At 65.0% G+C, this 22590-nt stretch carries 16 protein-coding genes; 3 read left to right on the top strand and 13 right to left on the bottom strand.

Features of this window, described 5'->3' with window-relative positions:
- The first annotated feature begins 50 nt into the window (after window positions 1-50).
- Together C513_RS0111020 and C513_RS0111015 are read left to right on the top strand one after the other, a co-directional pair.
- Complete coding sequence (locus C513_RS0111020; protein WP_018715122.1) at window positions 51-281, top strand: LapA family protein; 231 nt, start codon at window positions 51-53, stop codon at window positions 279-281.
- Between the two features lie 332 nt (window positions 282-613).
- Window positions 614-1621, top strand: a complete 1008-nt coding sequence (locus C513_RS0111015; protein ID WP_033395074.1) for an IS5 family transposase — start codon at window positions 614-616, stop codon at window positions 1619-1621.
- A gap of 293 nt (window positions 1622-1914) precedes the next feature.
- Here C513_RS0111015 and C513_RS0111010 read toward each other — a convergent pair whose 3' ends face one another.
- The 13 genes from C513_RS0111010 to C513_RS0110955 all read right to left on the bottom strand — a co-directional run bounded on the left by C513_RS0111010 (window position 1915) and on the right by C513_RS0110955 (window position 21037).
- The gene (locus C513_RS0111010; protein WP_018716070.1) at window positions 1915-2985 is read right to left on the bottom strand and encodes an extracellular solute-binding protein; all 1071 of its coding nucleotides are present in this window, start codon (window positions 2983-2985) and stop codon (window positions 1915-1917) included.
- A 161-nt stretch (window positions 2986-3146) separates the two neighbouring features.
- Window positions 3147-4319, bottom strand: a complete 1173-nt coding sequence (gene dinB / locus C513_RS13325) for a DNA polymerase IV (RefSeq protein WP_018716069.1) — start codon at window positions 4317-4319, stop codon at window positions 3147-3149.
- A 70-nt stretch (window positions 4320-4389) separates the two neighbouring features.
- A complete protein-coding gene (locus C513_RS13320; RefSeq protein ID WP_018716068.1) occupies window positions 4390-4842 on the bottom strand; it encodes an SPOR domain-containing protein in 453 nt (150 codons plus the stop codon).
- A gap of 140 nt (window positions 4843-4982) precedes the next feature.
- Complete coding sequence (locus tag C513_RS0111000) at window positions 4983-6143, bottom strand: alpha-hydroxy acid oxidase (protein WP_018716067.1); 1161 nt, start codon at window positions 6141-6143, stop codon at window positions 4983-4985.
- An 81-nt stretch (window positions 6144-6224) separates the two neighbouring features.
- Entirely contained in the window at window positions 6225-8396 is a 2172-nt protein-coding gene (gene pbpC / locus C513_RS0110995; protein ID WP_018716066.1) for a penicillin-binding protein 1C, read from the bottom strand.
- Window positions 8396-14404: an alpha-2-macroglobulin family protein gene (locus C513_RS0110990; RefSeq protein WP_083927402.1), complete on the bottom strand. Its 6009-nt coding sequence runs from the start codon at window positions 14402-14404 to the stop codon at window positions 8396-8398. The genes pbpC and C513_RS0110990 overlap by 1 nt, the downstream gene beginning before the upstream one ends.
- A 224-nt stretch (window positions 14405-14628) precedes the next feature.
- Window positions 14629-14766: a hypothetical protein gene (locus C513_RS13960; RefSeq protein WP_018716064.1), complete on the bottom strand. Its 138-nt coding sequence runs from the start codon at window positions 14764-14766 to the stop codon at window positions 14629-14631.
- A 16-nt stretch (window positions 14767-14782) separates the two neighbouring features.
- Window positions 14783-15769 (bottom strand): branched-chain amino acid ABC transporter permease, encoded by a 987-nt coding sequence (locus C513_RS0110980; protein ID WP_018716063.1) that lies wholly within the window; start codon window positions 15767-15769, stop codon window positions 14783-14785.
- Between the two features lie 19 nt (window positions 15770-15788).
- Complete coding sequence (locus C513_RS0110975; protein WP_018716062.1) at window positions 15789-16673, bottom strand: branched-chain amino acid ABC transporter permease; 885 nt, start codon at window positions 16671-16673, stop codon at window positions 15789-15791.
- 101 nt (window positions 16674-16774) lie between these two features.
- Window positions 16775-18052, bottom strand: coding sequence for an ABC transporter substrate-binding protein (locus C513_RS0110970; RefSeq protein ID WP_018716061.1), 1278 nt, complete (start codon window positions 18050-18052; stop codon window positions 16775-16777).
- Between the two features lie 65 nt (window positions 18053-18117).
- Window positions 18118-18876, bottom strand: coding sequence for an ABC transporter ATP-binding protein (locus C513_RS0110965; RefSeq protein WP_018716060.1), 759 nt, complete (start codon window positions 18874-18876; stop codon window positions 18118-18120).
- Window position 18877: 1 nt separating this feature from the next.
- Window positions 18878-19648, bottom strand: coding sequence for an ABC transporter ATP-binding protein (locus C513_RS0110960; RefSeq protein ID WP_018716059.1), 771 nt, complete (start codon window positions 19646-19648; stop codon window positions 18878-18880).
- Between the two features lie 222 nt (window positions 19649-19870).
- Window positions 19871-21037 carry a nucleotide sugar dehydrogenase gene (locus tag C513_RS0110955; protein ID WP_018716058.1) on the bottom strand — a complete coding sequence of 389 codons (1167 nt, stop codon included), beginning with the start codon at window positions 21035-21037 and terminating at the stop codon, window positions 19871-19873.
- A gap of 174 nt (window positions 21038-21211) precedes the next feature.
- Between C513_RS0110955 and mgtE the strand changes: the two genes are divergently transcribed.
- Window positions 21212-22585, top strand: coding sequence for a magnesium transporter (gene mgtE / locus C513_RS0110950; protein WP_018716057.1), 1374 nt, complete (start codon window positions 21212-21214; stop codon window positions 22583-22585).
- Window positions 22586-22590 lie beyond the last annotated feature (5 nt).

The following is a 22590-nucleotide window of genomic DNA, read 5'->3' as shown; positions in this document are numbered from 1 at the left end:
CAGGCGTTAGGCTTTGCATCCAACAGTACGTAATCTTCAAGGAGAGCTAAATGCGCTATCTGTATCTTGCAATCATCATCCTCATGACACTCGTCGTCGTCACATTCATGGTCCAAAATAGCGGCAGTGCGACGGTTTCCCTCCTTTCTTCTTCAGCGACGTTGCCTTTATCGCTGTTGACCTTCGGCACCTACTTCTTAGGCATGCTGACAGGTGGCATGCTCATTGCTTTCATTCGATCATTGGTTCGCGGCGCAACCAAGCCGCAACCAAATCAGTAGATACAGGCATAGCCTAACAATTCGTTCAAGCCGAACTTGCTTCGTTACGCCGGCAACATGGCAGATTAAGCTTGCCATGTTGCCGGCTCCACTACGCAAGTCGGCTTAACTCAGGCGTTAGGTCTCTCTAAGGAAATCGCCATGTCTCCCAAGTCAAGACCGTTGCAAAACCCCCTCAGAAGCCCACCTAGCTGTGTTCCAATGTCGTCAGGAGGATGATCGCGATGGAAAGTTTCTTCTTGATGGGTGCCAGTGTATTGACCCAAGACCGTTGCATAACCCCCCGGAAGCCTAACAAACCATGTTCCAATGACAGCAGGAGGATGATCGCGATGGACAGTTTCTTCTTGCTGGGTGCCAAGCCGCTGGTGCAGGACAGTCCCAGCATGAAGCTGCACGAGTTGCTGGACTGGCATTCCATCGCCGGCCACCTCAAGGGACTGTACCAGCGTGAGAAGTCGGGTGCCGGTGGCCCCGAGCCCTATAACCGCCTGGGCATGTTCAAGCTCATGCTGCTCGGTCAGTGGCACGGCCTGTCTGATGCCCAGCTGGAACAGGCCCTGCGCGTACGCCTGGACTTCATGGTCTTTACCGGATTCGAGCCCTCTGCAGGCGAGTTGCCGGATGCCAGCACCATCTGCCGCTTTCGCAATCGTCTGGTCACAGCCGGGCTGGATCAGAACCTGCTCACGCTCATCAATGGGCAACTCGAACAGCTGGGACTGAAGGTGCAAGGCGCGCGTGGAGCCATCATCGACGCCACCATCATTCCCAGTGCCGCCCGGCCCAACAGGTACCTTGAAGAAGGCCAGCCTGCCCAGGTGATCGACAGTCCCGACGCAGAGGCGCGCTGGGTCAAGAAGGGCAAGGATGCGTTTTTTGGCTATCGCGGGCATACGGCAGTCGACAGCGAAGACGGCTATGTGGAGCACGTGCAGGTACGCCCGGCCAATGAGGCAGAGATTACCCGGTTGCCGGACATCGTGGATGCCCTCAAGCCGGGGGTGGTAGCGGTATTGGCCGACAAGGGCTATGCCAGCAAGGCCAACCGGCAGTTTCTGCAGGAGCGCGGCATAGGGGATCTGATCCAGCACAAGGGCAGCCGGGGTCACCCGTTGCATCCGTTGTACAGCCAGTTCAACAAGAAGATCGGGGCGATCCGCTTCAAGGTGGAACAGGCGTTCGGGACGATGAAACGCAGGTTCAATCTGGCACGGGCGCGGTACTTTGGGACAGCAAAGGTGCAGGCGCAGATGTGTTGGGCGGCCTTGGGGATGAACCTGCTGAAGGCGCACCGCAAGTTGAAAGCGATGGAGCTTGCGGGGGTAGGTGCGCCCTGAGAGGGCAAATGGAGCTCCCAAAGTGGCTCACAGCCACTTCGGGGGGCATGAAATCATGCAAAACGCGACAAAATCAGCATGATTCTTGCTTCGGCCGGATGATCGGCGAGGTTATGCAGCGGTCTTGCATATGATGGACGCACGTAAGTTATTGATAAACCTGCTGTATCGGGCTACAGCGCAGTCCAGCCAAATGTCGGGCTGAAGTCATCGTGAAACAAAAAAAGCGCCGCAAGCGCGGCGCCAAAGGACACTCCGGAAAAGGGCAGCAGGGTGCTGCCCCGGTTATGAATTTACTTGTAGCCCACGCGGTCCAGCAGCTGCTGCACGCGCGTCTGGTGCTTGCCGACCACGGCGACCGGAATCGTTTCAGACTTGAAGCTCTTGCCGCCGGTCATGGCGCGCAGCGCCGGGTTGGGCAGCGAAACTCCCTTCACCACCGGCCATTCGTTGTTGCCGTTGGCAAAGTAGTCCTGTGCCTTGGCACTGGCCAGGTACTCCAGGAACTGCTGCGCCAGCTGCTTGTTCTTGGAGTGCTTGGCCACTGCACCGCCGGCGATGTTCATGTGCGTGCCCCAGCTGCCCTGGTTGGGGAACACCACGCCTACCTTCTCGATCACGGCGCGGTCTGCCGGGTTGCCGGAACGCATCATGCGTGCCAGATAGTAGGAGTTGGTCAGCGCCACGCCGCATTCGCCGCTGGCCACGGCCTTGATCTGGTCGGTATCACCGCCCTTGGGGCTGCGCGCCATGTTGTTGACCATGCCCTGCAGGAAGTCCTGCGTGCGCGCCTCGCCCATGTGTTCGTACATGACGCTGAACAGGCTCAGGTTGTAGGGGTGCGAACCGCTGCGGGTGCAGACCTTGCCCTTGTTCTTGGGATCGGCCAGTTCCTCGTAGGTATCGACATCGGCGCGCTTGACTGCCATCTTGTTGTAGACGATCAGGCGGGCACGGGTCGAGAAGCCGAACCAGGTGGTGCCGTCGGCCGTGGCCGCAGCGCGATACTGCACCGGTACCGCCTTTTCCAGCGCGCCGGACTTGATCGGGGCGAACAGGCCGGCGTTGTCGGCCATGGACAGGCGGGCTGCATCCACCATCAGCACCACATCCGCCGGAGAGGAGGCACCCTCGGCGCGCAGGCGCTGCATCACGCCGGCATCGTCGCTGTCCACGCGGTTGATCGTGACGCCGTGCGCCTTGGCAAAGCCGTCGTACAGCTGCTGGTCGGTCTGGTAGTGGCGCGCCGAGTAGATGTTCAGCTCCTTGGCCTGGGCGTGGGCAGCAGGGCTGGCCAGCACGCTGGCCGCCAGGGCGATGCCGGTCAGCGCCAGCGAGGTACGGGAAGAGCGGGTGTTGGACATGGAAGCAGGTCTCCGGTCAGAAAAGTGCAGCCGCTACAGGCTGCTGAACGGATGCCAGTATAGCGCTGTAATGACAATGATTTTCATTCATTAAGCGATGGCGGCAGGTTTTTTGTGTGAATAACGCTGTTGTTGCGCGGCAGAAACAGGGGCGTCGCATCTCAGAACAGGCTGAGCGTCATGCCATCGTCCTGCGCCAGGCCGGCTGTCGGGTCGGCTTCCCATTCGGCCAGCGGCAGCAGGTTGCTGGCGCGCACGCCAAGCAGGCGGAAATGGCGCGTCAGGTCCACGCGCTTCAGGCACTGGCCGGCATGGCGGCGGATCTCGGCGGCATCGGCGGTGTAGTGGTCTACGGTCTGGTCGCGCGTGGCGATGCGGAAATCGGTATAGCGCAGCTTGATGCCGAAAGTGCGCGCCACATAGCCCTTGCGTTGCAGGTCGGCTGCCACCTGCTGGCTCAGCCGCGTGAAAATTTCGCCCAGCTCGGCCTTGTCGTGCACCGCGTGCAGGTCACGCGCAAACGTGGTTTCGCGGCTCACGCTGACCGGCTCGCTGTGTGTCACCACCGTGCTGTCGTCACGGCCCCAGGCCGATGCGTGCAGCCAGTGGCCATAGCTCTTGCCAAACTGCTGCATCAGCCAGAGCGGATCGCAGGCGGCCAGCTCGCCAATCGTGTGGATGCCGAGTTGTTCCAGCCTGGCACCGGACTTGGGGCCTATGCCCTTGATCTTCCGGCAGGGCAGCGGCCAGATCAGCGGCTGCAGATCGCTGTCCTGCACGATGCTGATGCCGTTCGGCTTGTTGAATTCGCTCGCCATCTTGGCCAGCAGCTTGTTGGGTGCCACGCCTACCGAACAGGTCAGGCCGGTTTCCTGCAGAATGCCGCGCTGGATGCGTTCGGCCAGCACGCGGCCACCGTCTGCCTGGCCATCGGGGACCTCGGTGAAATCGATATAGACCTCGTCGATGCCGCGGTTTTCCATCACCGGCGCGATGCCGGTGATGACGGCCTTGAAGCGACGCGAGAAATCGCGGTAGCGCTCGAAATCGCCGGGCAGCAGGATCGCGTCGGGGCACAGGCGCGCCGCCTTCATCAGGCCCATGGCCGAGCCCACGCCAAACTGGCGCGCCGGGTAGGTGGCGGTGGTGATGACGCCGCGCCCGGCATAGCTGCGCAGGCGCGGGAACTGCTCCAGCGGAATCTCGTGCAGGCGGCCGGCCCAGGCCCGTTGCAGCGGGTGGTTCGGGTTGTGGCGGCCACCGCCAATCACCACCGGCAGATCACGCAGCTGCGGGTAGCGCAACAGTTCCACCGAGGCAAAGAACGCATCCATGTCCAGATGCGCGATGCGTCGCTGGCGGGACGGGGACGGAGGGCTCTCCGTGCTCACCTCGGGGAAAGGCTCAGGGGGCGGCGTTGACCACCTCGTTACCGGTTTCGGTACGGATCCGGCCACCGGCTTCCATGCGCTCCTGTTCGCTGGCAAACGGGCCGATCAGCACGCGCCAGTTGCTGCCACGCGGTGCCACATGCACCAGGGTCGACACGCTGGGCAGCTTGTTGCGGATGTTGCTGGCCATGCGTTCGGCGTTGTCGTGGCTGGAGAAGGTGCCGGCCTGCAGGTGCAGGCCGTGCAGCACACCATCGGTGGCCACAGGCGCTGCCGCCGTTTGCGCTGTCTGGGCGGGGCTGGTGCCATTGCTGGCGGACAGCGTGCTGCTGCCGACACTGGCATCGACCACCGGAGCGCCGCCGGTGGCAGGCGGATAGTAGACGTTGGTGCAGGCAGCCAGGGCCAGCGCAGAAGCGGCCAGCCACAGGCCGGAATGCAGGCGGGAAGGGATGGAGGGCTTCATGTGTCGGTATCGTGCAAATCTGTGGACAAGGCGCTGCCGGAGGGTGGCAGCACATGGCCCTATTGTGCCTCAGCCGGGTCTGCTTTGCGGTGCCGGCCCGGCTGTGCCGGGCCGCTCTTGCACTTGGTAACCTGGCCGCCTCAGCGCGGCAGCGGGTAGCTGCCCGGCACCAGGATGTCCTGCCGGACATTGCCCAGGCGCGTGTGGCCGCAGAAGGCCATGCTGATGTCCAGTTCCTTGTGGATGATGTCCAGCGTCTTGCTGACGCCGGCTTCGCCCATGGCTCCCAGTCCGTAGAGGAAGGCGCGGCCAATCGAGATGCCGCGTGCGCCCAGCGCCCAGGCCTTGAGCACATCCTGGCCGCTGCGCACGCCGCCGTCCATGTGCACCTCGATCTGGTCGCCGACCGCCTCGACAATCGTCGGCAGCGCCTGGATCGAACTGGGTGCGCCATCGAGCTGGCGGCCGCCGTGGTTGCTGACGACGATGGCATCGGCGCCATGCTGCACTGCCAGCCGCGCATCTTCCGGCTCCATGATGCCCTTGACGATTAGCTTGCCGCCCCAGTAGCGCTTGATTTCGGCCACATCGTCCCAGCTCAGCGTCGGGTCGAACTGCTCGGCGGTCCAGGTGGAGAGCGAGCTGACATCGCTGACGCTGCTGGCGTGGCCGACGATGTTGCGGAAGGTGCGGCGCTGCGTACCCAGCATACCCAGGCACCAGCGCGGCTTGGTGGCCAGGTTGATCAGGTTGGCCAGCGTGGGCTTGGGCGGGGTGCTCAGGCCGTTCTTGATGTCCTTGTGGCGCTGGCCCAGTACCTGCAGGTCCAGCGTGAGTACCAGCGCCGAGCAGTTGGCGGCGCGGGCGCGGTCGATCAGGCGAAGCATGAAATCGCGATCACGCATGACGTAGAGCTGGAACCAGAATGGGTGGCCGCCGGTGGCCTCGGCCACATCCTCGATCGAGCAGATGCTCATGGTGGAGAGGGTGAAGGGCACGCCAAAGTCCCGGGCGGCGCGCGCGGCCAGCATTTCGCCATCGGCGTGCTGCATGCCGGTCAGGCCGGTGGGGGCCAGATAGACCGGCATGCGGTAGTCCTGGCCGAGCAGCGGGGCGCGGGTGCTGCGGTTTTCCAGATTCACCGCGACGCGCTGGCGGAACTGGATGCGGCGGAAGTCGTCCTCGTTGGCGCGGTAGGTGCCTTCGGTGTACGAGCCGGCATCGGCATAGTCGTAGAACATGCGCGGCACGCGCGCCTGGGCCAGCTGGCGCAGGTCTTCGATACAGGTGATGGTGGGCATGGTGTGCTCCTGGATGGCATCAGCTTGTGGCCGGCAAAGAGCTCATATTACGCGAATCTGCGGCGCCAATGACAGCGGGTTTTACCGGTGTTGCGCCACCACGCCGGCACCGCGCACCTCGATCTGCACCTGATCGATGAGGCGGCCATCGGGCTGGCGCAGCTGGATCTGGTGGCGGCCCGGCCAGGGCAGCCAGCCGGCCTGCTGGCCCTGGCCTACCTGCTTGCCGTCAATCCACCATTGGGCCTGGGCAGCGTGCGTGCGCAGCTGCAGGCGCTGGCGCTGCGGCGGAATGTCCGGGTCCAGCGCCAGGATCGTGCCATCTACCGGGCTGTCGATGCGTGGCGGCAGCTGGCGTGCGGCGGGCTGATCGGGCAGGGCGAACAGCGCCTGCTGGCTGCCGGCGACAAACCATTCGCTGCGCGCGGCTTCCAGCGGCTGGCCGTCCGGGCCCGGGCCGAAGCGTACCGGCTGGCGCACCACGCCGCGTGGCGGTGTCGGTGCATGGCTGGGCAGTTCGGCGTGCAATGCCTGCATCAGCTCGGCCCAGATCGGCGCTGCACCGCTGGTGCCGCTGACATCCCACATGGCATCGCCTTCGGCATTGCCGATCCAGACGCCGACGGTGTAGCGCTCGCTCCAGCCGATCGCCCAGTTGTCGCGCATGTCCTTGCTGGTACCGGTCTTGACGGCGCTCCAGAAGCGCGTGCGCAGCACGCTGTTGATGCCGAAGGTGGTGAGGCGGGCGTGGTTGTCGGACAGGATGTCGCCAATAATGAAGCTGGCGCGTGCATCCAGCGCCTGGCGTTGCGCCGTGGCCGGGATCGCCTCGTCCAGGCGCGTGCGCACCGGCGTCCAGTGGCCGCCGTTGGCCAGTGCGCGGTAGGCATTGGTCAGCTCCAGCAGGCTCATCTCCGGACTGCCGAGTGCCAGGCTGTAGCCGTAGTAGTCGCCGGTGCGATCAAGCCGGATGCCGAGCTGCTGCAGCTGCTGCGCAAACGGATTCACGCCGACCATGCCGACGGTGCGCACCGCCGGCACGTTGTAGGAGTTGCCCAGCGCCATGCGCAGCGAGGTCCAGCCCTTGAAGTGGCGGTCGTAGTTCTGCGGGATGTAGAGTCCGCTCTGGGTCGGGATCGCGGCCGGCGAATCGTCCAGCAGCGAGGCCGCGGTCAGGCGCGATTCGGCCAGCGCCTGGCCGTAAAGAAAGGGCTTGAGCGTGGAGCCTGGCTGTCGCCGCGCCAGCACGCCGTCCACCTGCGGGCTGCGGCTGGTATCGGGCGAACTGCCGACCCAGGCCAGCACGTCGCCGCTGGCGTTGTCCAGCACCAGCACTGCGCCATCGCGCACATTCAGCGTCTGCAACTCGTGCAGCTGGCGTTGCAGCAGGGCGCTGGCCTGGCGCTGCAGCGGGCCGAACAGGGTGCTGCGCAGGGTGCTGCCACCGGGCTGATCGGCCAACAGGCGCTGTGCCAGATGCGGCGCTGCGCCATCGCTCGGGGCCCACGGGCGGCGCAGCAGCACGCCGGTCGCGTACAGGCCGAGGCTGTCGCACAGCATCTCCGAGGTGCCGCTGCCGCGCATCTGCGCCAGAATGCCGCAGGCGCGCTGCCCGACCTGCTGCGGCGCGGCATTGGGCGCGCGTACCAGCGCAGCCGTGATGGCGGCTTCGCGCTCGTCCAGCCCGTGCGCGGCCTTGCCGAACAGGGTGCGGCTGAGCGCATCGATGCCGACCAGCTCGCCGCGGAACGGCACCAGGTTCAGATAGGCTTCGAGGATCTCGTTCTTGCGCCAGCGGCCGTCCAGCCATTGGGCGGTGGCAGCCTGGCCGATTTTCTGCACGATGCTGCGGCGCTGGCCGGGCAGGCCGTCGGCATCGATCAGGCCGGCCAACTGCATGCTGATGGTGGAAGCGCCGCGTGTGCGCTCGTTGCGGAGATTGCTCCAGGCCGCCGCACCGACGGCGCGCCAGTCGATGCCGCCGTGCTGGTAGAAGCGCTTGTCCTCGCTGATCAGCATGGCGCTGCGCAGTGCAGGGGAGACATCATCCAGCGTGATCCAGGCCCCGCGCCGTAGCTGCGGGTTGGTGCGCAGGCGGTGCAACGCCTCGCCCTGACGGTCCAGCAGCAGCGATTCGGACGAGGCATGCGCCTGGCGTACCTCGTCAAACGTTGCCACGGCGCGGGCGGGCAGCAGCAGGCTCACGGCCAGCAGGCTGCCCAGCAGGATCGCGCGCGGCAGACGGGTCGGCATCAGGGTGCCGGCTCCACGGTCACGCGGGCGTTCGGCGTGACGCCAAACACCTCGGGTGCGTACAGGCCCTGCACGCGCGTGGCGGGCAGGCCGAAGCTGCCGGCGCTGTTCAGGCGCACGGTGTACTCGATGCTGCTGCTGCCACGCGGCAGGAATTCGTAATAGGCACGCCAGGCCTCGAAGCCGCGTTCCACATAGGCCAGCCAGCCGTTGCCGCTGCTGCGTTCGCCCTGGGTGGCGATGGCGGAATCACCGCCCAGACCGCTGCCGAGCAGGGTGGCTCCGGCCGGCACCGGATCGCTTACCACTACCCAGGTCATGTCGCTGGCGGCGTTGATCTCCAGCTTCACGCGCCAGATATCGCCACGGCTGTGCTTGCCGGAAACGGCCTGCTGTACCGGCGTGATGGTCTTGCGCACGCTGTAGCCGGCCGATTGCGGGGCGGTCACCGGCACTGCTGCCAGCGCCTGTACCGTGGCCCAGGGCTGGCCGCTGCCTTGCTGCTGCAGCTGCAGGCGTGCCGTGCCGCCGGGCGCGTTCTGCCAGGGCAGGAAGGCCAGGTTGTTGGTGTACATGTGGGCGGCTGGCGGGGCACCGTAGGCCGGATGCTCCGCCGTGGATGCGCCCGGGGCGACACGTGCGACCTGGCTCCAGTCGATGCTGCGGCTCTGCTGGTCCAGGCGGATCAGCGTCTGGCCGCTGACGGCTGCCTTTTCGTGCTTCGCGGCAAACTGTTGCAGCGCCAGGCTACCCCACAGATTGGCGGTGGTGGTGTTCCAGGCACCATGCTGCTGGCGCGCGATAAAGCCGCTGACCAGCGCCGGCAGGTCGTCCTTCCAGCCCGGCAGTTCCAGCACCGCCAGGAGCAGGCGTGCGCTATTGGTATCGGCGTTCTGCATCAGCCACCACCAGTAGTCGTTCTGCTCGTTGCTGAAGCTCAGGCGCGTGCCCTGGTAGTTCAGACGCGCGCGCAGCTCCTGTTGCGCCTCGTCGAGCAGGCGGTCGCGGCCGGCCAGGGCCGGCATGCGCTGCAGGATGTTAAGCCAGTCGATCACGGTGTGTGTCGGCCACTGCTGTGGCGTCAGGGCGATGCTGCCCAGCATCTCCGGGCGGGCCTTGCCATAGCGCGACAGCGCCTCGATGGCGGCCAGCTTGCGCATGTCGCGGTCCTTCACCGGGCTCCAGAAATCGCGCTCGATGCGGCCTTCGACAAATGCCGCCAGGCCGGACAGCATGGCGTCTCGGCTGGCTACCGGCAGACGCCAGGCTGGATCCAGCTTGCCGGCTTCATGCGCGCTGGCCAGCAGATAGGCGGTCAGCGTGTCGCTGCCGCGCGAGCGGCCACCCTGCTGCGGCGGGAAGTAGCTGGCCAGGCCATCGCCATCAAGATGGGCCGGCAACTCATTCAGGATCGCCTGCCACTGGCTGCTGTCCTGCATGCCGATGGCACGGCTGCTGCGCTGTTCCAGGCAGGTGTACGGGTATTGCGAGAACCAGTCGCGCACCCCTGGCAGGCCGTCCGCGAGCGAGGCCTGCAGCGTGACCTGCACACCGCCACTTGCCACATTGCCGCTGGCCAGACTGCCCGGCGGCGTGGCCAGCGCGATTTCCTGGCCGCTGACCTGCTCCAGCAGGCCCTGCTGCACCGTCAGCGGCACGGCTGGCAGCAGGCGCTGGCTGACGCGCAGCGCATCGCTGGCCTGGCTGCCGGACTGGTCAGCAGCACGGATTTCCCAGACGATTTCCTGCAGCGCCTCGCCAGCGGTCTGCGCCGGAATGCGCACCTCCCAGCTCACGTCCTGCGCCCCCTCGGCCGGAATGTCCACGGTCTGCGATTTCAGCTCCAGCAGCATGGCCTTGGGCGTGAGCTCGACTTTCATCGGCTTGCTGGTGGTGTTGCGCAGCGTGACCTGGGCGATGTAGCTATCGCCTTCGCGCACCAGCGGCGGCAGGCCGCTGACAATCTGCAGATCCTGCGTGGTGCGGATGCTGGCTTCGCCGGTACCGAACAGGTCCTGGCCGCTGGTCGCCACGGCCACCACGCGGAAGCTGCTCAGCACATCATTCAGCGGCACGTTGATGCGTGCTTCGCCGTTGGCATCGAGCTGGACGCGCGGGTCCCACAGCAGCAGCGTGTCCAGCAGTTCGCGCACATGGGTGCCGGCACCGCCGTCACCGCCGGCCGGCACGGCCTTGCGGCCATAGTGGCGGCGGCCAATGATTTCCATCTGCGCGGTGGAGGTTTCCACGCCCCAGGGACGTTGCTGGAACATGGCACGCAGCAGGTTCCAGCTGTTGTTGTTGCGCAGCTCCAGCAGGGCCTGGTCGACTGCCGCCACAGCCACTTCGGCATGGGCCGCCGGCTTGCCATCGGGCAGCAGGGCGCGGATCGTTACCTGGGCCTGCTGGCGTGGCTGGAAGCTCTCCTTGTCTGTTGTCACGCTGACTTGCAGCGTGTGGGCCTGCAGCCCGACATCCAGTTCGGCCATGCCGAGGCGGAAGGCCGGCTTGCTCAGATCGACCAGCGGCGTGGGCGCCACATACTCCTTGCCATCGTGCCAGAAGGCGCGCCACCACTCACGCGGCGACTTGTAGCCCCAGGTGAAGAAGCTGTACCAGGGCACATCACGCAGGCGGCCGCGCAGTGCCAGCACGCTCACGTACACGTTGGGGCCCCATTCGGGCTGGATTTTCAGTTTCACGGTCGGATCCTGGCCGTTGAGCTGCAGCACCTCGCTGTGCAGAATGCCTTCGCGCTCTACCGTGAGCAGGGCGGTGGCGTAGCGGAACGGCATGCGCACCTGCAATTTGGCGGTGTCGCCGGGCTGGTAGCTGCGCTGTTCGGGCAGCACATCCATGCGGTCGTGGTCATCGCCGCCCCACCAGATTTCCCCCTGTTTCGTCACCGTGACCGAGCTGCCGGCCTGCGACTTGCGGCCTTCGCTGTCGGTGGCGGTCACCACCAGTTCGACTTCGCCGGGCTTCTTCAGATGGGCATTGCACAGCAGCAGGCCGCGGCTGTCGCTCTTGCCCGAGCAGACTTCGCCCAGATCCTCGCTGCTGTGCTGGTTGTCATAGGTGTAGAAGCCGCCCACCAGACGCTTGCGGCTGGTGGTGGTGGTGTGGGCAATCGCGCGTACCGACAGCGGCACGCCGGCCTGCGGCTTGCCGCTGGTGTCCAGCGCCAGCGCCTGCAGCTTCAGGTCCTTGTCGATCGAGATCCAGCCTTCGGTGCGGATGCCCGCGATCACCGCTGCCGGCCAGATGCGCTGGCGCGACTGCAGCGTCTGGAACGCACCGTTGGGATCGCTGTAGGTGGCTTCCAGCGTCAGATCCTGCGGCTTGGGGCTGGCCACCAGCTCGGGCAGGTTGAGTTGCGCCGTGCCATCGGCTCCCAGCGTCAGCGGCATGCGGTTGGCCAGCAGGCGCGTGCTGCTGGCGTTGTCGTCCGGATTGGCGCTGTCGTCTTCGGTGTCGTAGTCAAACCAGTCGCTGTTGCGGCCAAAGCTGTACTCGCCGTAGCCGGGAAAATGGATCCAGCCATCGCGCACGCTGGCCGAGACTTCAACCGGCAGGCCCTTGGCCGCGCCGCCGTTCAGATAGGCCAGCTCCACTCGCACCGGCAGCTGCTGCGTGGCGACCAGCGGGGCTTTCGGTACCGGCTGGATGCTGCCGCGCATCACCGGCAGACGGAATTCCTCGACGCGGAAATCGCCGCTGTCGATCTCGATGTCACGGCCCCGGGCATCCTTGCCGCTCATGCTGATGCGGTACATGCCAAGCCGGGCACCCCGCGGAATCTGCCACTGCGTTTCGGCCGTCATGCCGCCGGTGGCCATCTTGCGCCAGCCCAGCGGCTGCTCGATCACGCTGTCACTGCCGACATGGGTCAGCTTGAGCGTGCCGGGCAGGGTCTGCATGGCATCCAGGCCCTGGATCGTTTCGATGCGGGCAAAGTGCTTCATCGATACCGTTTCGCCGGCCCGCAGCAGGCTGCGGTCCAGCACGCTGTGGGCGCGCAGATCCGGGTTCGGATCGGTGCTGGTGGGGACGTTGAAACGCCAGGATTCGATGCCGCGGTTCCAGTCGGTCCAGACAAACGCCATGTCGGACACACCCTGGGCATCGGTGGTGCGTGCGCTGACGAACAGCGCATTGTCGCTGCCGTACTCGCCGCAGGCCGGGGCCTCGATCGCCTGCGGGTATTGCCACAGGCCGTTGGCATCGGTGGTGCCGCTGGCCAGCGGCTTGCCATTGCAGCCGCTGATGGCTACCTGCGCTTGCGGCACCGGCTTGCCACCATCCAGCGTGGTGACCCAGACCAGCGAGCCGGCACGCCCCTGTTTCACGTGTACGCCCAGATTCGTGACCAGGGCGCCGGTGCGCACATACATGTGGCGCTGCTTGAAATGCGGATCGAGCAGCGCGTTGCCGAGCAGGGGCGAAGCGATTTCGACCACGTGGTAGCCCGGCGTGAGTGGAATGCCGACCACCTCGAACGGGCGCGGATCCTTGTCGTCGATCTGCGGCATGGTCATCGCCTGGGCTGCAGACTCGGCCTGCAGCAGCGACAGCATGCGCGTTTCCACGCTGTCATCGGGCACGGATTTGTAGCTGTCCTCGCCGACCGGCTCCGGCAGCGTGGGTGGCAGCTGGCGCAGGCCATCCTTGCGCGCGCGGCTGCGTTCGATCAGGGTCTGGTCGTAATCGGCCAGCTGGCGGTACCAGCGGATGATGTCGGCATCGGATTGGGGCGTCAGCGTGCGGATCTCGCCGGCCGGCTGCAGCGCCTTGCCGGCGAGATCGCGTTCCACGCTGCGCAGCGTGACCGGCAGCAGCGCCGGGCCCTTGGGGCCTTCGGCAAAGCGTTCCACCACGCCAAACGGCGCCGCGGCAAACTTGACCAGCGGCGGCATCACGCCGGTGCTGACGCTCAGCGGAAAGCTGGCGGCATTCTGCAGCGGGCGGCCGGCATCGTCCTGCAGGCCCTGCGGCAGAATCAACCGCATGGCGGCCTGTTCGGGGAACGGCGGCTTGAACTCGAGCGAGCGCACGCTGCCTTGCTGCTGTTCATCCAGTTCCGGCTTGCGCTTTTCCTGACCGACTTCCAGTACCATCTGGCGTGCCAGTTCCACCGGCACCGGCGCACTGAAACGCAGCGTTACCGGGCGGATTGGCAGGCAGGCCGATTGCGCATTCGGGCGTTCGCAGCTCATGCTGGCTTCGAGTGGCGAGCGCACCTGGAAGTCCCAGCTGCGCCGTGCCGCATCGCCGCTGCCGGCAAAACGGCCCAGCGTCAGGCTGACGCTGGCATCGGGCGGCAACTTGCGGTTGCAGGCCAGCAGCACGAAATTGTCGGGCTGCTTCTTGGCATCGTCGGCAAACCAGCGCGATGCCAGAATCTGCGTGCGTGCATCGCCGCTGACCAGACGCAGCGGCACTGCTTCGCCCATGCCCTCGACACGGCACTGGGCAGCAGCCTGCACCTGGGCGGCATCAACGGCACCGTTGAAGCGCAGGATGAAGACCTGGTCTTCGCTGATCTCACCACCGCCGGGGTAGACATCCCGGGCATAGGGCGCTCCGGTGGCAAAGGCCACGCGGGTGTCTGCCAGCGTATCGCCGTCCGGGGCGCGGAATCCGGGGGTGCTGGTGGCGGTACAGCGTACGCCGGCCGGCAGTGCGTTCTCGAAGTCGGCGGCCCAGGTGCGCGGGTTGCGCCAACCACCGTCATGCGGCGGAATCACCGCCTGTGCCGGCCCTTCGCACTGGATGCGGAACGGGGCCTGGGCCTGCGGATTGCCGGCCGGCACCGCGTCCTTGTCGAAGCGCACCAGGAACTGGCGCACCTCGCTGGTCTCGCCGCGCGGCGAAACGCTTTCAATCTTGAGGGCCAGGGCAGAGCCGCCGGCAACCAGTGCCAGTGCCGGCAGTGACCAGCGCAGCACAGTCCTGCGCAAGGGGGCCGGGGGAATATGCCGGCGATGCGGCGCGGGATGTCTGGACATGCGGATCCTCCAGGGAGCTTTCGGGGGATAGCCTGTTGGCAGGGATGCCCGCAGTGGGCGCGTAGCCCGGAAAAGGCCAATGTCCTGATTCTAGGCACTTTTTCGGCCAGAACGTGAAGGAAGTCTCGCGGCTGGCCGATTCACCTGGGCGGAATTGACAGATCCATGTAAAAAACCCCGGCAGGGGGCTGCCGGGGTGGAGCGGGGAAGCGTCGCAGATGCGGTCAGGCCTTGGGCATCAGCCGGCACTTGGACTCGGCGCGTGGCGTGAAGGCGTCTTCACCGGACACCTCCTGCACGGTCTTGTACAGGTCCCAGGCACTCTGGGACTCGGCTGCTGTCTTCACCTGCACCAGATACATCGGGCGCAGCAGCTTGTCAGGCCGGTTTGCGCTTGCGTCCTCGCAGACGATCCACAAAGGCCAGCCACTCTCCCACCATGCCGCGGCGGAACAGCATCACGCAGATCACGAAGATGAAGCCGATCACCATGGTGACCTGTTCACCCAGGCTGTTGAACCAGCTCACGCCGGTCAGGTTGGCCAGGAAGTTGCCGATGTTGCCCAGGCGGTTCTCCAGGATCACCACGATGGTGGCACCGACGACCGGCCCCAGCAGCGTGCCCATGCCGCCAATCAGCGTCATCAGGATCACCAGACCGGACATCGACCAGTGCACGTCGGTCAGCGTGGCAAAGCCCAGCACCACCGTCTTGGTCGCACCGGCCAGCCCGGCCAGCGCTGCCGACAGCGTGAAGCACAGCAGCTTGAAGCGATCCACGTCGTAGCCCAGCGAGATGGTGCGCGGCTCGTTCTCCTTGATCGCCTTCAGGATCTGGCCGTAGGGCGAATGCACGGTGCGGTAGATCAGCAGGTAGGCCGCAACCACGATGGCCAGTACCACGTAGTACATGGTGAAGTCATTGTTCAGATCCAGGATGCTGGCAATCATGCCGCGCGGTACACCCTGCAGACCGTCCTCGCCACCAGTGAACTTGGCCTGCAGGCAGATGAAGAAGAACATCTGCGCCAGTGCCAGCGTGATCATGGCGAAGTAGATGCCCTGGCGGCGGATCGCCACATAGCCCATGATCACGCCGACCAGGGTGGCAAAGGCGGTACCGGCGAGGATGCCGATGACCGGATCGGGAATCACGCTGGTCATGACCCAGCCGGTGATGTAGCCGGCACCGCCAAGGAAGGCGGCGTGGCCGAAGGACAGCAGGCCGGTGTAGCCCAGCAGCAGGTTGAAGGCGCAGGCAAACAGGATGAAGCACAGCAGCTTCATCATGAACACGGGATACACCATGAAGGGTGCAGCCAGTGCCAGCAGCAGGAGGAGTGCGTAACCGATGGTCTTGTTCATTTTTTAGGGCCTTTACTGCTTACTTTTCCTTGCCGAACAGTCCCGCAGGGCGGAACATCAGCACCAGCACCATGATCACGAACACCACGGTGGTGGACGCCTCGGGGTAGAACACCTTGGTCATGCCCTCGATCACACCCAGTGCCAGGCCGGTGACGATGGAGCCCAGGATCGAGCCCATGCCGCCGATCACCACCACGGCAAACACCACGATGATCAGGTTGGAGCCCATCAGCGGGCTGACCTGCAGCACGGGGGCAGCCAGCACGCCGGCGACGGCGGCCAGGGCCACGCCCAGACCGTAGGTCAGCGTCACCATCAGCGGGACGTTGATGCCGAAGGCCTCGACCAGCTTGGGGTTCTCGGTACCGGCACGCAGCAGGGCGCCGAGCTTGGTTTTCTCGATCACGAACCAGGTGCCCAGGCAAACGATGAGGGAGGCGAACACGACCCAGGCGCGGTAGTTGGGCAGCACCATGAAGCCGAGATCGGTGGAGCCGCGCAGCAGCTCGGGCGGGCTGTAGGAGAGGCCGGAGACACCGTACTGGGTACGCAGCAGGCCCTCGACGACGAGGGTGATGCCGAAGGTCAGCAGCAGGCCGTAGAGGTGGTCCAGCTTGTAGAGGTGCTTGAGGAAGAGTTTCTCGATCACGATGCCGATGGCGAACACCACCAGCGGTGACAGGAACAGCATGACCCAGTAGCTGAGTCCCAGGTATTGGCCGCCCATCCAGGCGAACATGGCGCCAAGCATGAACATGGCGCCGTGGGCGAAGTTGACGACGTTGAGCAGGCCGAAGATGACGGCCAGGCCGAGGCTGAGCATGGCGTAGAAGGAGCCGTTGACCAGGCCGATCAGCAGCTGGCTCAGGACGCCCGCCAGGGGAATGCCGAATATTTCCATGGGAATGCAGTATTCAGGGTGGGAGGGAGCCGGACCGTTGCCGGCCCGGCGTGTCAGCGGGCTGCCGCCGTGTAGCGGCAGCCGCCGGGGAGGCAGTCAGATCAGGACTTCTTGACGAAGCTGCACTTGGAATCGGCGATCGGGGTGTAGGCCTCGTCGCCCGGCACCGCCTTCACTTCCTTGTAGTAGTCCCAGGGTTCCTTGGACTCCTCGGGCGTCTTGACCTGCATCAGGTACATGGTCTGCATCAGGCGGCCGTCTTCACGCACCTTGCCATCCTTGACGAACATGTCGTTGATCGGCGTGCTCTTGATGTGCTCCATGACCTTGTCGCCATCGGTGGTGCCGGTGGTCTTGACCGCGTTCAGCCAGGTGGTGGTGGCCGAGTAGTCGGCGGCCTGCAGCATGCTCGGCATGCGGTTGAACTTCTCGTAGAAGCGCTTGGCGAACTTGCGCGTGTCGTCATTCTGGTTCCAGTACCAGCTGGTCGTCACCAGCAGGCCCTGGGCATCCTTCAGGCCCAGGCTGTTCACGTCGTTGATGAACACCAGCAGACCGGCCAGCTTCATGTCCTTGGTCAGGCCGAATTCGTTGGCTGCCTTCACGCTGTTGATGAAGTCGCCACCGGCATTGGCCAGGCCCAGCACCTGGGCGCCGGACTGCTTGGCCTGCAGCAGGAAGGAGGAGAAGTCGGAGTTGCCCAGCGGCACCTTGACCGAGCCCAGCACCTGGCCGCCACCGGCCTTGACGATGTCGGAGGTGTCCTTTTCCAGCGAGTGGCCGAAGGCATAGTCGGCGGTCAGGAAGTACCAGGCCTTGTCGCCGCGCTCGATCAGGGCCTTGCCGGCCACGCGTGCCAGCGCCACCGTGTCATAGGCGTAGTGCACGTTGTAGGGCGTGCAGTCCTCGTTGGTGATGCGTGCAGAGCCGGCACCGATGATGAAGTAGGGCTTCTTCTTCTCGGCCATGATCTTGGCGGTAGCCAGGGCGGTGGCGGAGTTGGTGCCGCCAATCATCATCTGCACATTGCTCTGGTCCAGCCACTCGCGTGCCTTGGAGGCGGCGATGTCGGCCTTGTTCTGGTGGTCGGCGCTGACCAGCTCGACCTTCTTGCCCAGCACTTCACCACCAAAGTCGTCGATCGCCATCTGGATCGCTTCGGCACCGGCCTTGCCGTCCACGTCGGAATAGACGCCGGACATGTCCGTGGTAAAGCCGATGCGGATCACATCACCGCTGCCGCCGGCCGTGGCTGCGGCAGCAGTGCCGCTGGCACCGGAGGCTGCCGGCGCCGTGGTACTGGCCTGCTTGCCACAGGCGGTCAGCATCAGGATCGATGCAGCGATCGCGGTGAGGGTAGCGCTTTGCTTGATTTTCATGGGTATGTCTCCTGGGGTGGATAGTTGGAGTGCGTGTGAAAAAACGGAAAAAGGAAAGGCAATGATCAGACGCCCAGCAGCTCGTTGAGCACAGGCATCTTTTCCTGCAACTGGTCAGCGGAGAACTGCTCGATGATCTCGCCGTGCTCCATGACGTACATGCGGTCGGCCAGCGGAGCGGCAAAGTGGAAGTTCTGCTCCACCATCACCACCGTGTAGCCCTTGGACTTCAGCATGGTGATCATGCGCGCCAGCGCCTGCACGATCACCGGGGCCAGGCCTTCGGAGATCTCGTCGAGTAGCAGCAGGTTGGCCCCGGTGTGCAGGATGCGGGCCACGGCCAGCATCTGCTGCTCGCCACCCGACAGGCGGGTACCGGGGCTGTTCTTGCGACGTTCCAGGTTGGGGAACATCTCGTAGATTTCCTTGGTGTGCATGGGCGGCTGCGGCTGCTTGCTGCGCACGCGCGGCGGCAGGTAGAGGTTCTCCTCGCAGCTCAGGCTGGCGAAGATGCCGCGTTCTTCCGGACAGTAGCCCACGCCCATGTGGGCGATGCGGTAGGTGGGCATGCGGATGGTTTCCACGCCATTGACCTTGATGGAACCACGGCGCTTGCCGGTCAGGCCCATGATGGCGCGCAGGGTGGTGGTGCGGCCGGCACCGTTGCGGCCCAGCAGGCTGACCACCTCGCCCTTGTTCACGGTCAGGTTGACGCCATGCAGGATATGGGATTCGCCATACCAGGCGTGCAGGTCGCTGATTTCCAGCACCGGGGCGCCGGTGGCGGCGTGGCTGGCAGCAGTTTTCTCGATCACGGCTTCCATCTCAGTGGGCTCCTTGCAGTTCGCCGGCAGTGGTGCCCATGTAGGCTTCCATCACCTGGGGGTTGCTGGACACGGCGGCGTAGTCGCCCTCGGCCAGCACGGCACCGTGTTGCAGCACGGTGATGGTGTCGGCAATGGTGGAGACGACCTTCATGTTGTGCTCGACCATCATGATGGTGCGCCCGGCAGAGACCTGCTTGATCAGGTCGGTGACGTGACCGACGTCCTCGTGGCCCATGCCCTGGGTCGGTTCGTCCAGCAGCATCAGCTCGGGCTCCATTGCCAGGGTGGCGGCGATTTCGAGGGCGCGCTTGCGGCCGTAGGGCAGGTTGACGGCGAGTTCATCGGCGAACTGCTCCAGCTTGACTTCGGCGAGCAGCTGCATGCAGCGGTCGTTGAGCTGGTCGAGCATTTTTTGGCCGCGCCAGAAGTGGTAGGAGACACCGAGCTTGCGCTGCATGCCCAGACGGACGTTTTCCAGCACGGTCATGTGCGGAAACACGGCAGAGATCTGGAACGAGCGCACGATGCCCTTGCGGGCGATGGAGGCGGGTTCTTCGCCGGTGATGTCCTGGCCGTTGTAGATGATTTGGCCGGAGGTGGGCTTGAGGAACTTGGTCAGGAGGTTGAAGCAGGTGGTCTTGCCGGCGCCGTTGGGGCCGATGAGGACGTGGATGTCACCACGTTGGACCTGGAGGTTGACCTTGTTGACCGCCACGAATCCCTTGAATTCCTTGGTCAGGTCTCTGGCTTCGAGAATGATGTCGCTCATCGTGCTGTGTACCGGGGTTGGGTAAGACCGGCGCAGTCTACGCTGCAGAAAAGCACGATCGGACTCAGGTTTTCCCTGACAATTGCCTGACCCGTAATTTGTGTGCTCAAGGCTTCAGCAGCTCCCAGAGGGAGGCGTCAGGGATTACCCTTTGCACACGAAATCCAGCTTGTTACATTAATTCCGCGAGGCATATGGGGACATACTCCCCGATACTGGGGGTCAGTCGTTGCCGAACAGGTCGCGCGTATAGACCTTGTGCGCGACATCGGCCAGCTGCGGGCTGTGGCGGTTGGCCAGGATGATGTCGGCTTCCTGCTTGAAGGCAGCGAGATCGTGCACCACGGGCGAGCGGAAAAAGTGCTCCGCTTCCAGCGCCGGTTCGTGGACGATGACGCGGATGCCCCGGCCCTTGATGCGCTTCATGATGCCCTGCACACTGGAGGAGCGGAAGTTGTCCGAGCCGGACTTCATGATCAGGCGGAATACGCCCACCGTGCGCGGCTGCTGGCGGATGATCTCGTCGGCGATGAAATCCTTGCGCGTGGTGTTGGAATCGACGATGGCGCGGATCAGGTTCTGCGGTACATCGCGGTAATTGGCCAGCAGCTGCTGCGTATCCTTGGGCAGGCAATAGCCGCCGTAACCGAACGAGGGGTTGTTGTAGTGGCTGCCGATGCGCGGGTCCATGCCCACGCCGTCAATGATCTGGCGCGTGTCCAGGGCATGGGTGGCGGCGTAGGTGTCGAGCTCGTTGAAATAGGCTACGCGCATGGCCAGGTAGGTATTGGAAAACAGCTTGACCGCCTCGGCCTCGGTGGCGCCGGTGTACAGCACCGGTACATCCTGGCGTTCGGCGCCCTGCTGCAACAGGGCGGCAAAACGGCGTGCCCGTTCCGAATCCTCGCCGATGATGATGCGCGAGGGGTACAGATTGTCGTGCAGTGCCTTGCCCTCGCGCAGGAACTCCGGCGAGAAGATCAGCTGCTCCGTGCCCAACTCGCGCCGCATGCGTTCGGTATAGCCGACCGGGATGGTGGACTTGATTACCATCACCGCCTGCGGTGCCAGCTGCATCACCTGGCGGATCACGGCCTCGACCGAGCTGGTATCGAAGCTGCCGGTTTCCGGATCGTAATCGGTCGGCGTGGCGATCACCACGTAATCGGCATCGCGAAAGGCCTCCTCGGCATCCAGCGTGGCACGCAGTTGCAGCGGCCGCTGTTGCAGGTAGTGCTCGATGTCGGTATCGGCAATTGGCGACCGGCCGGCGTTGATCAGGGCCACCCGCTGCGGCACGATGTCCAGCGCCACGACTTCCTGGTGCTGGGCCAGCAGCACCGCAATCGACATGCCCACGTAACCGGTTCCGGCAATCGCAATCTTCATGGTCTTTCTCCGGTTTTGCTGCAGCGCATCAAGACTGCTGCCCTGCAGGCATGGTATGAATCCGCCATGGCAGGTTCGTGAAGGAGATTTGTCGGTTGCATGACAGGCGTGTGCCGGCTTGACAAGAGGCCCGGCGATTGGGTAGGGTGTACCGTTTTGTTTTCGAAAGACCCGATGCCCTCCACCCCCTCCCTGCTGAACGACCGCGACCTGGCAGACCATGTTGTCGAGCTGGTGCAAGATGCCTCGCCCGAAGCCTTGCGGTCGCTGTTGCGCACCTTGCACCCGGCCGATATCGCCGGCGTGCTGGAGGGGCTGCCCAAGGGCCAGCGCCTGCGCGTGGCGGCAGAGCTGGAGCCGGCGGCGCTGGGCGCGGTGATGATGGAAACCAGCGCCAGTGTGCGTCAACAGCTGATTGGCGCGACCAAGGCCCAGCGCCTGGCCGAGGCGATCCATGACCTGGATCTGGATGCGCTGGCCGACCTGTACGACCGGCTGCCGCCACAGGTGATGCAGGCGGTGGTGCGCGACATGAACGCGCAGCGACGCGAGCGGCTGGAGCAGCTGCGCCAGTACCCGCAAGACAGCGCCGGCGGCATGATGGACGCCGATGCCATCGTGATCCGCGACGACATGCGCCTGTCGGTGGTGCGGCGCTATCTGCGCATGATGCGGCGCAAGCAGCACAACGTCATGCCGGCCACCACCGACAGCCTGATGGTGATCGATGCGGCCGGCCGTTTTCAGGGTGTGCTGTCGCTGGTCGATCTGGTGTCGCTGGGCGGCGACAAGCTGGTCCGCGAAGTGATGGATACCAGTGTCGAAGGGGTGCCGGTGACCATGCCGGCGAGCAAGGTGGCACGCCGATTCCGTGACCGCAACTGGATCTCGGCCCCGGTGCTGGATGCCGAAGGCCGCCTGCTGGGGCGTATCACGATCGATGACATGGTCGACGTGCTGGAAGAAGATGCCGAGCACAGCGCGCTGGCGGCGGCCGGCCTGGATCAGGCCTCCGATCTGTTCGAGCCGGTCGGGCGCAGTGTGCGATCACGTGCCATCTGGCTGGGCGTCAATCTGTTCAATGCGCTGATCTCGGCCTGGATCATTGGCCGCTTTGGGGGGGCCATCGAGGCCATGGTGGCGTTGGCGGTACTGATGCCGGTGGTGGCCAGCATGGGCGGCGTGGCCGGCAACCAGACCCTGACGCTGGTCACGCGCGGCCTGGCGACCGAGCAGGTGAGCCGGCGCAACACCGGTGCCCTGATGCGGCGCGAACTGGCCGTGGCCTCGCTCAACGGCCTGTTCTGGGCCATGATCGTCGGCGCGGTGGTCCTGGTCTGGTTTGACATTCCGGCACTGGCTGCGGTGTTTGCCGTGGCGGTGTTCATCAACCTGGTCAACGGCACGCTCAGTGGCGCCATGATTCCGCTGCTGCTGCAGCGCCTGGGTCTGGACCCGGCGCTGGCCGGTGGCGTGGTGCTGACCATGCTGACCGACGGCATCGGCTTTGGCGTGTTCCTGGCGCTGGCGACCCTGTTCCTGCTGTAGTCGCC

The organism is Allobrachymonas chironomi DSM 19884, from assembly GCF_000374625.1.
Lineage (GTDB): Bacteria > Pseudomonadota > Gammaproteobacteria > Burkholderiales > Burkholderiaceae_C > Brachymonas > Brachymonas chironomi.
The sequence above is the reverse complement of the archived record's forward strand: the minus strand, read 5'-3'. Positions and strand labels throughout refer to the sequence as shown.

What these genes read in the sequence shown, in the direction of transcription:
- C513_RS13320 (WP_018716068.1), bottom strand. Translation starts at nt 4,842, where the DNA reads ATGAAGCCCTCCATCCCTTCCCGCCTGCATTCCGGCCTGTGGCTGGCC.
- C513_RS0110955 (WP_018716058.1), bottom strand. Translation starts at nt 21,037, where the DNA reads ATGAAGATTGCGATTGCCGGAACCGGTTACGTGGGCATGTCGATTGCG.
- C513_RS0111020 (WP_018715122.1), top strand. Translation starts at nt 51, where the DNA reads ATGCGCTATCTGTATCTTGCAATCATCATCCTCATGACACTCGTCGTC.
- C513_RS0111015 (WP_033395074.1), top strand. Translation starts at nt 614, where the DNA reads ATGGACAGTTTCTTCTTGCTGGGTGCCAAGCCGCTGGTGCAGGACAGT.
- C513_RS0110960 (WP_018716059.1), bottom strand. Translation starts at nt 19,648, where the DNA reads ATGAGCGACATCATTCTCGAAGCCAGAGACCTGACCAAGGAATTCAAG.
- C513_RS0110965 (WP_018716060.1), bottom strand. Translation starts at nt 18,876, where the DNA reads ATGGAAGCCGTGATCGAGAAAACTGCTGCCAGCCACGCCGCCACCGGC.
- C513_RS0110970 (WP_018716061.1), bottom strand. Translation starts at nt 18,052, where the DNA reads ATGAAAATCAAGCAAAGCGCTACCCTCACCGCGATCGCTGCATCGATC.
- C513_RS0111000 (WP_018716067.1), bottom strand. Translation starts at nt 6,143, where the DNA reads ATGCCCACCATCACCTGTATCGAAGACCTGCGCCAGCTGGCCCAGGCG.
- mgtE (WP_018716057.1), top strand. Translation starts at nt 21,212, where the DNA reads ATGCCCTCCACCCCCTCCCTGCTGAACGACCGCGACCTGGCAGACCAT.
- C513_RS13960 (WP_018716064.1), bottom strand. Translation starts at nt 14,766, where the DNA reads ATGTATCTGGTGCAGGTGAAGACAGCAGCCGAGTCCCAGAGTGCCTGG.
- pbpC (WP_018716066.1), bottom strand. Translation starts at nt 8,396, where the DNA reads ATGCCGACCCGTCTGCCGCGCGCGATCCTGCTGGGCAGCCTGCTGGCC.
- C513_RS0110990 (WP_083927402.1), bottom strand. Translation starts at nt 14,404, where the DNA reads ATGTCCAGACATCCCGCGCCGCATCGCCGGCATATTCCCCCGGCCCCC.
- C513_RS0110980 (WP_018716063.1), bottom strand. Translation starts at nt 15,769, where the DNA reads ATGAACAAGACCATCGGTTACGCACTCCTCCTGCTGCTGGCACTGGCT.
- C513_RS0110975 (WP_018716062.1), bottom strand. Translation starts at nt 16,673, where the DNA reads ATGGAAATATTCGGCATTCCCCTGGCGGGCGTCCTGAGCCAGCTGCTG.
- dinB (WP_018716069.1), bottom strand. Translation starts at nt 4,319, where the DNA reads ATGGATGCGTTCTTTGCCTCGGTGGAACTGTTGCGCTACCCGCAGCTG.
- C513_RS0111010 (WP_018716070.1), bottom strand. Translation starts at nt 2,985, where the DNA reads ATGTCCAACACCCGCTCTTCCCGTACCTCGCTGGCGCTGACCGGCATC.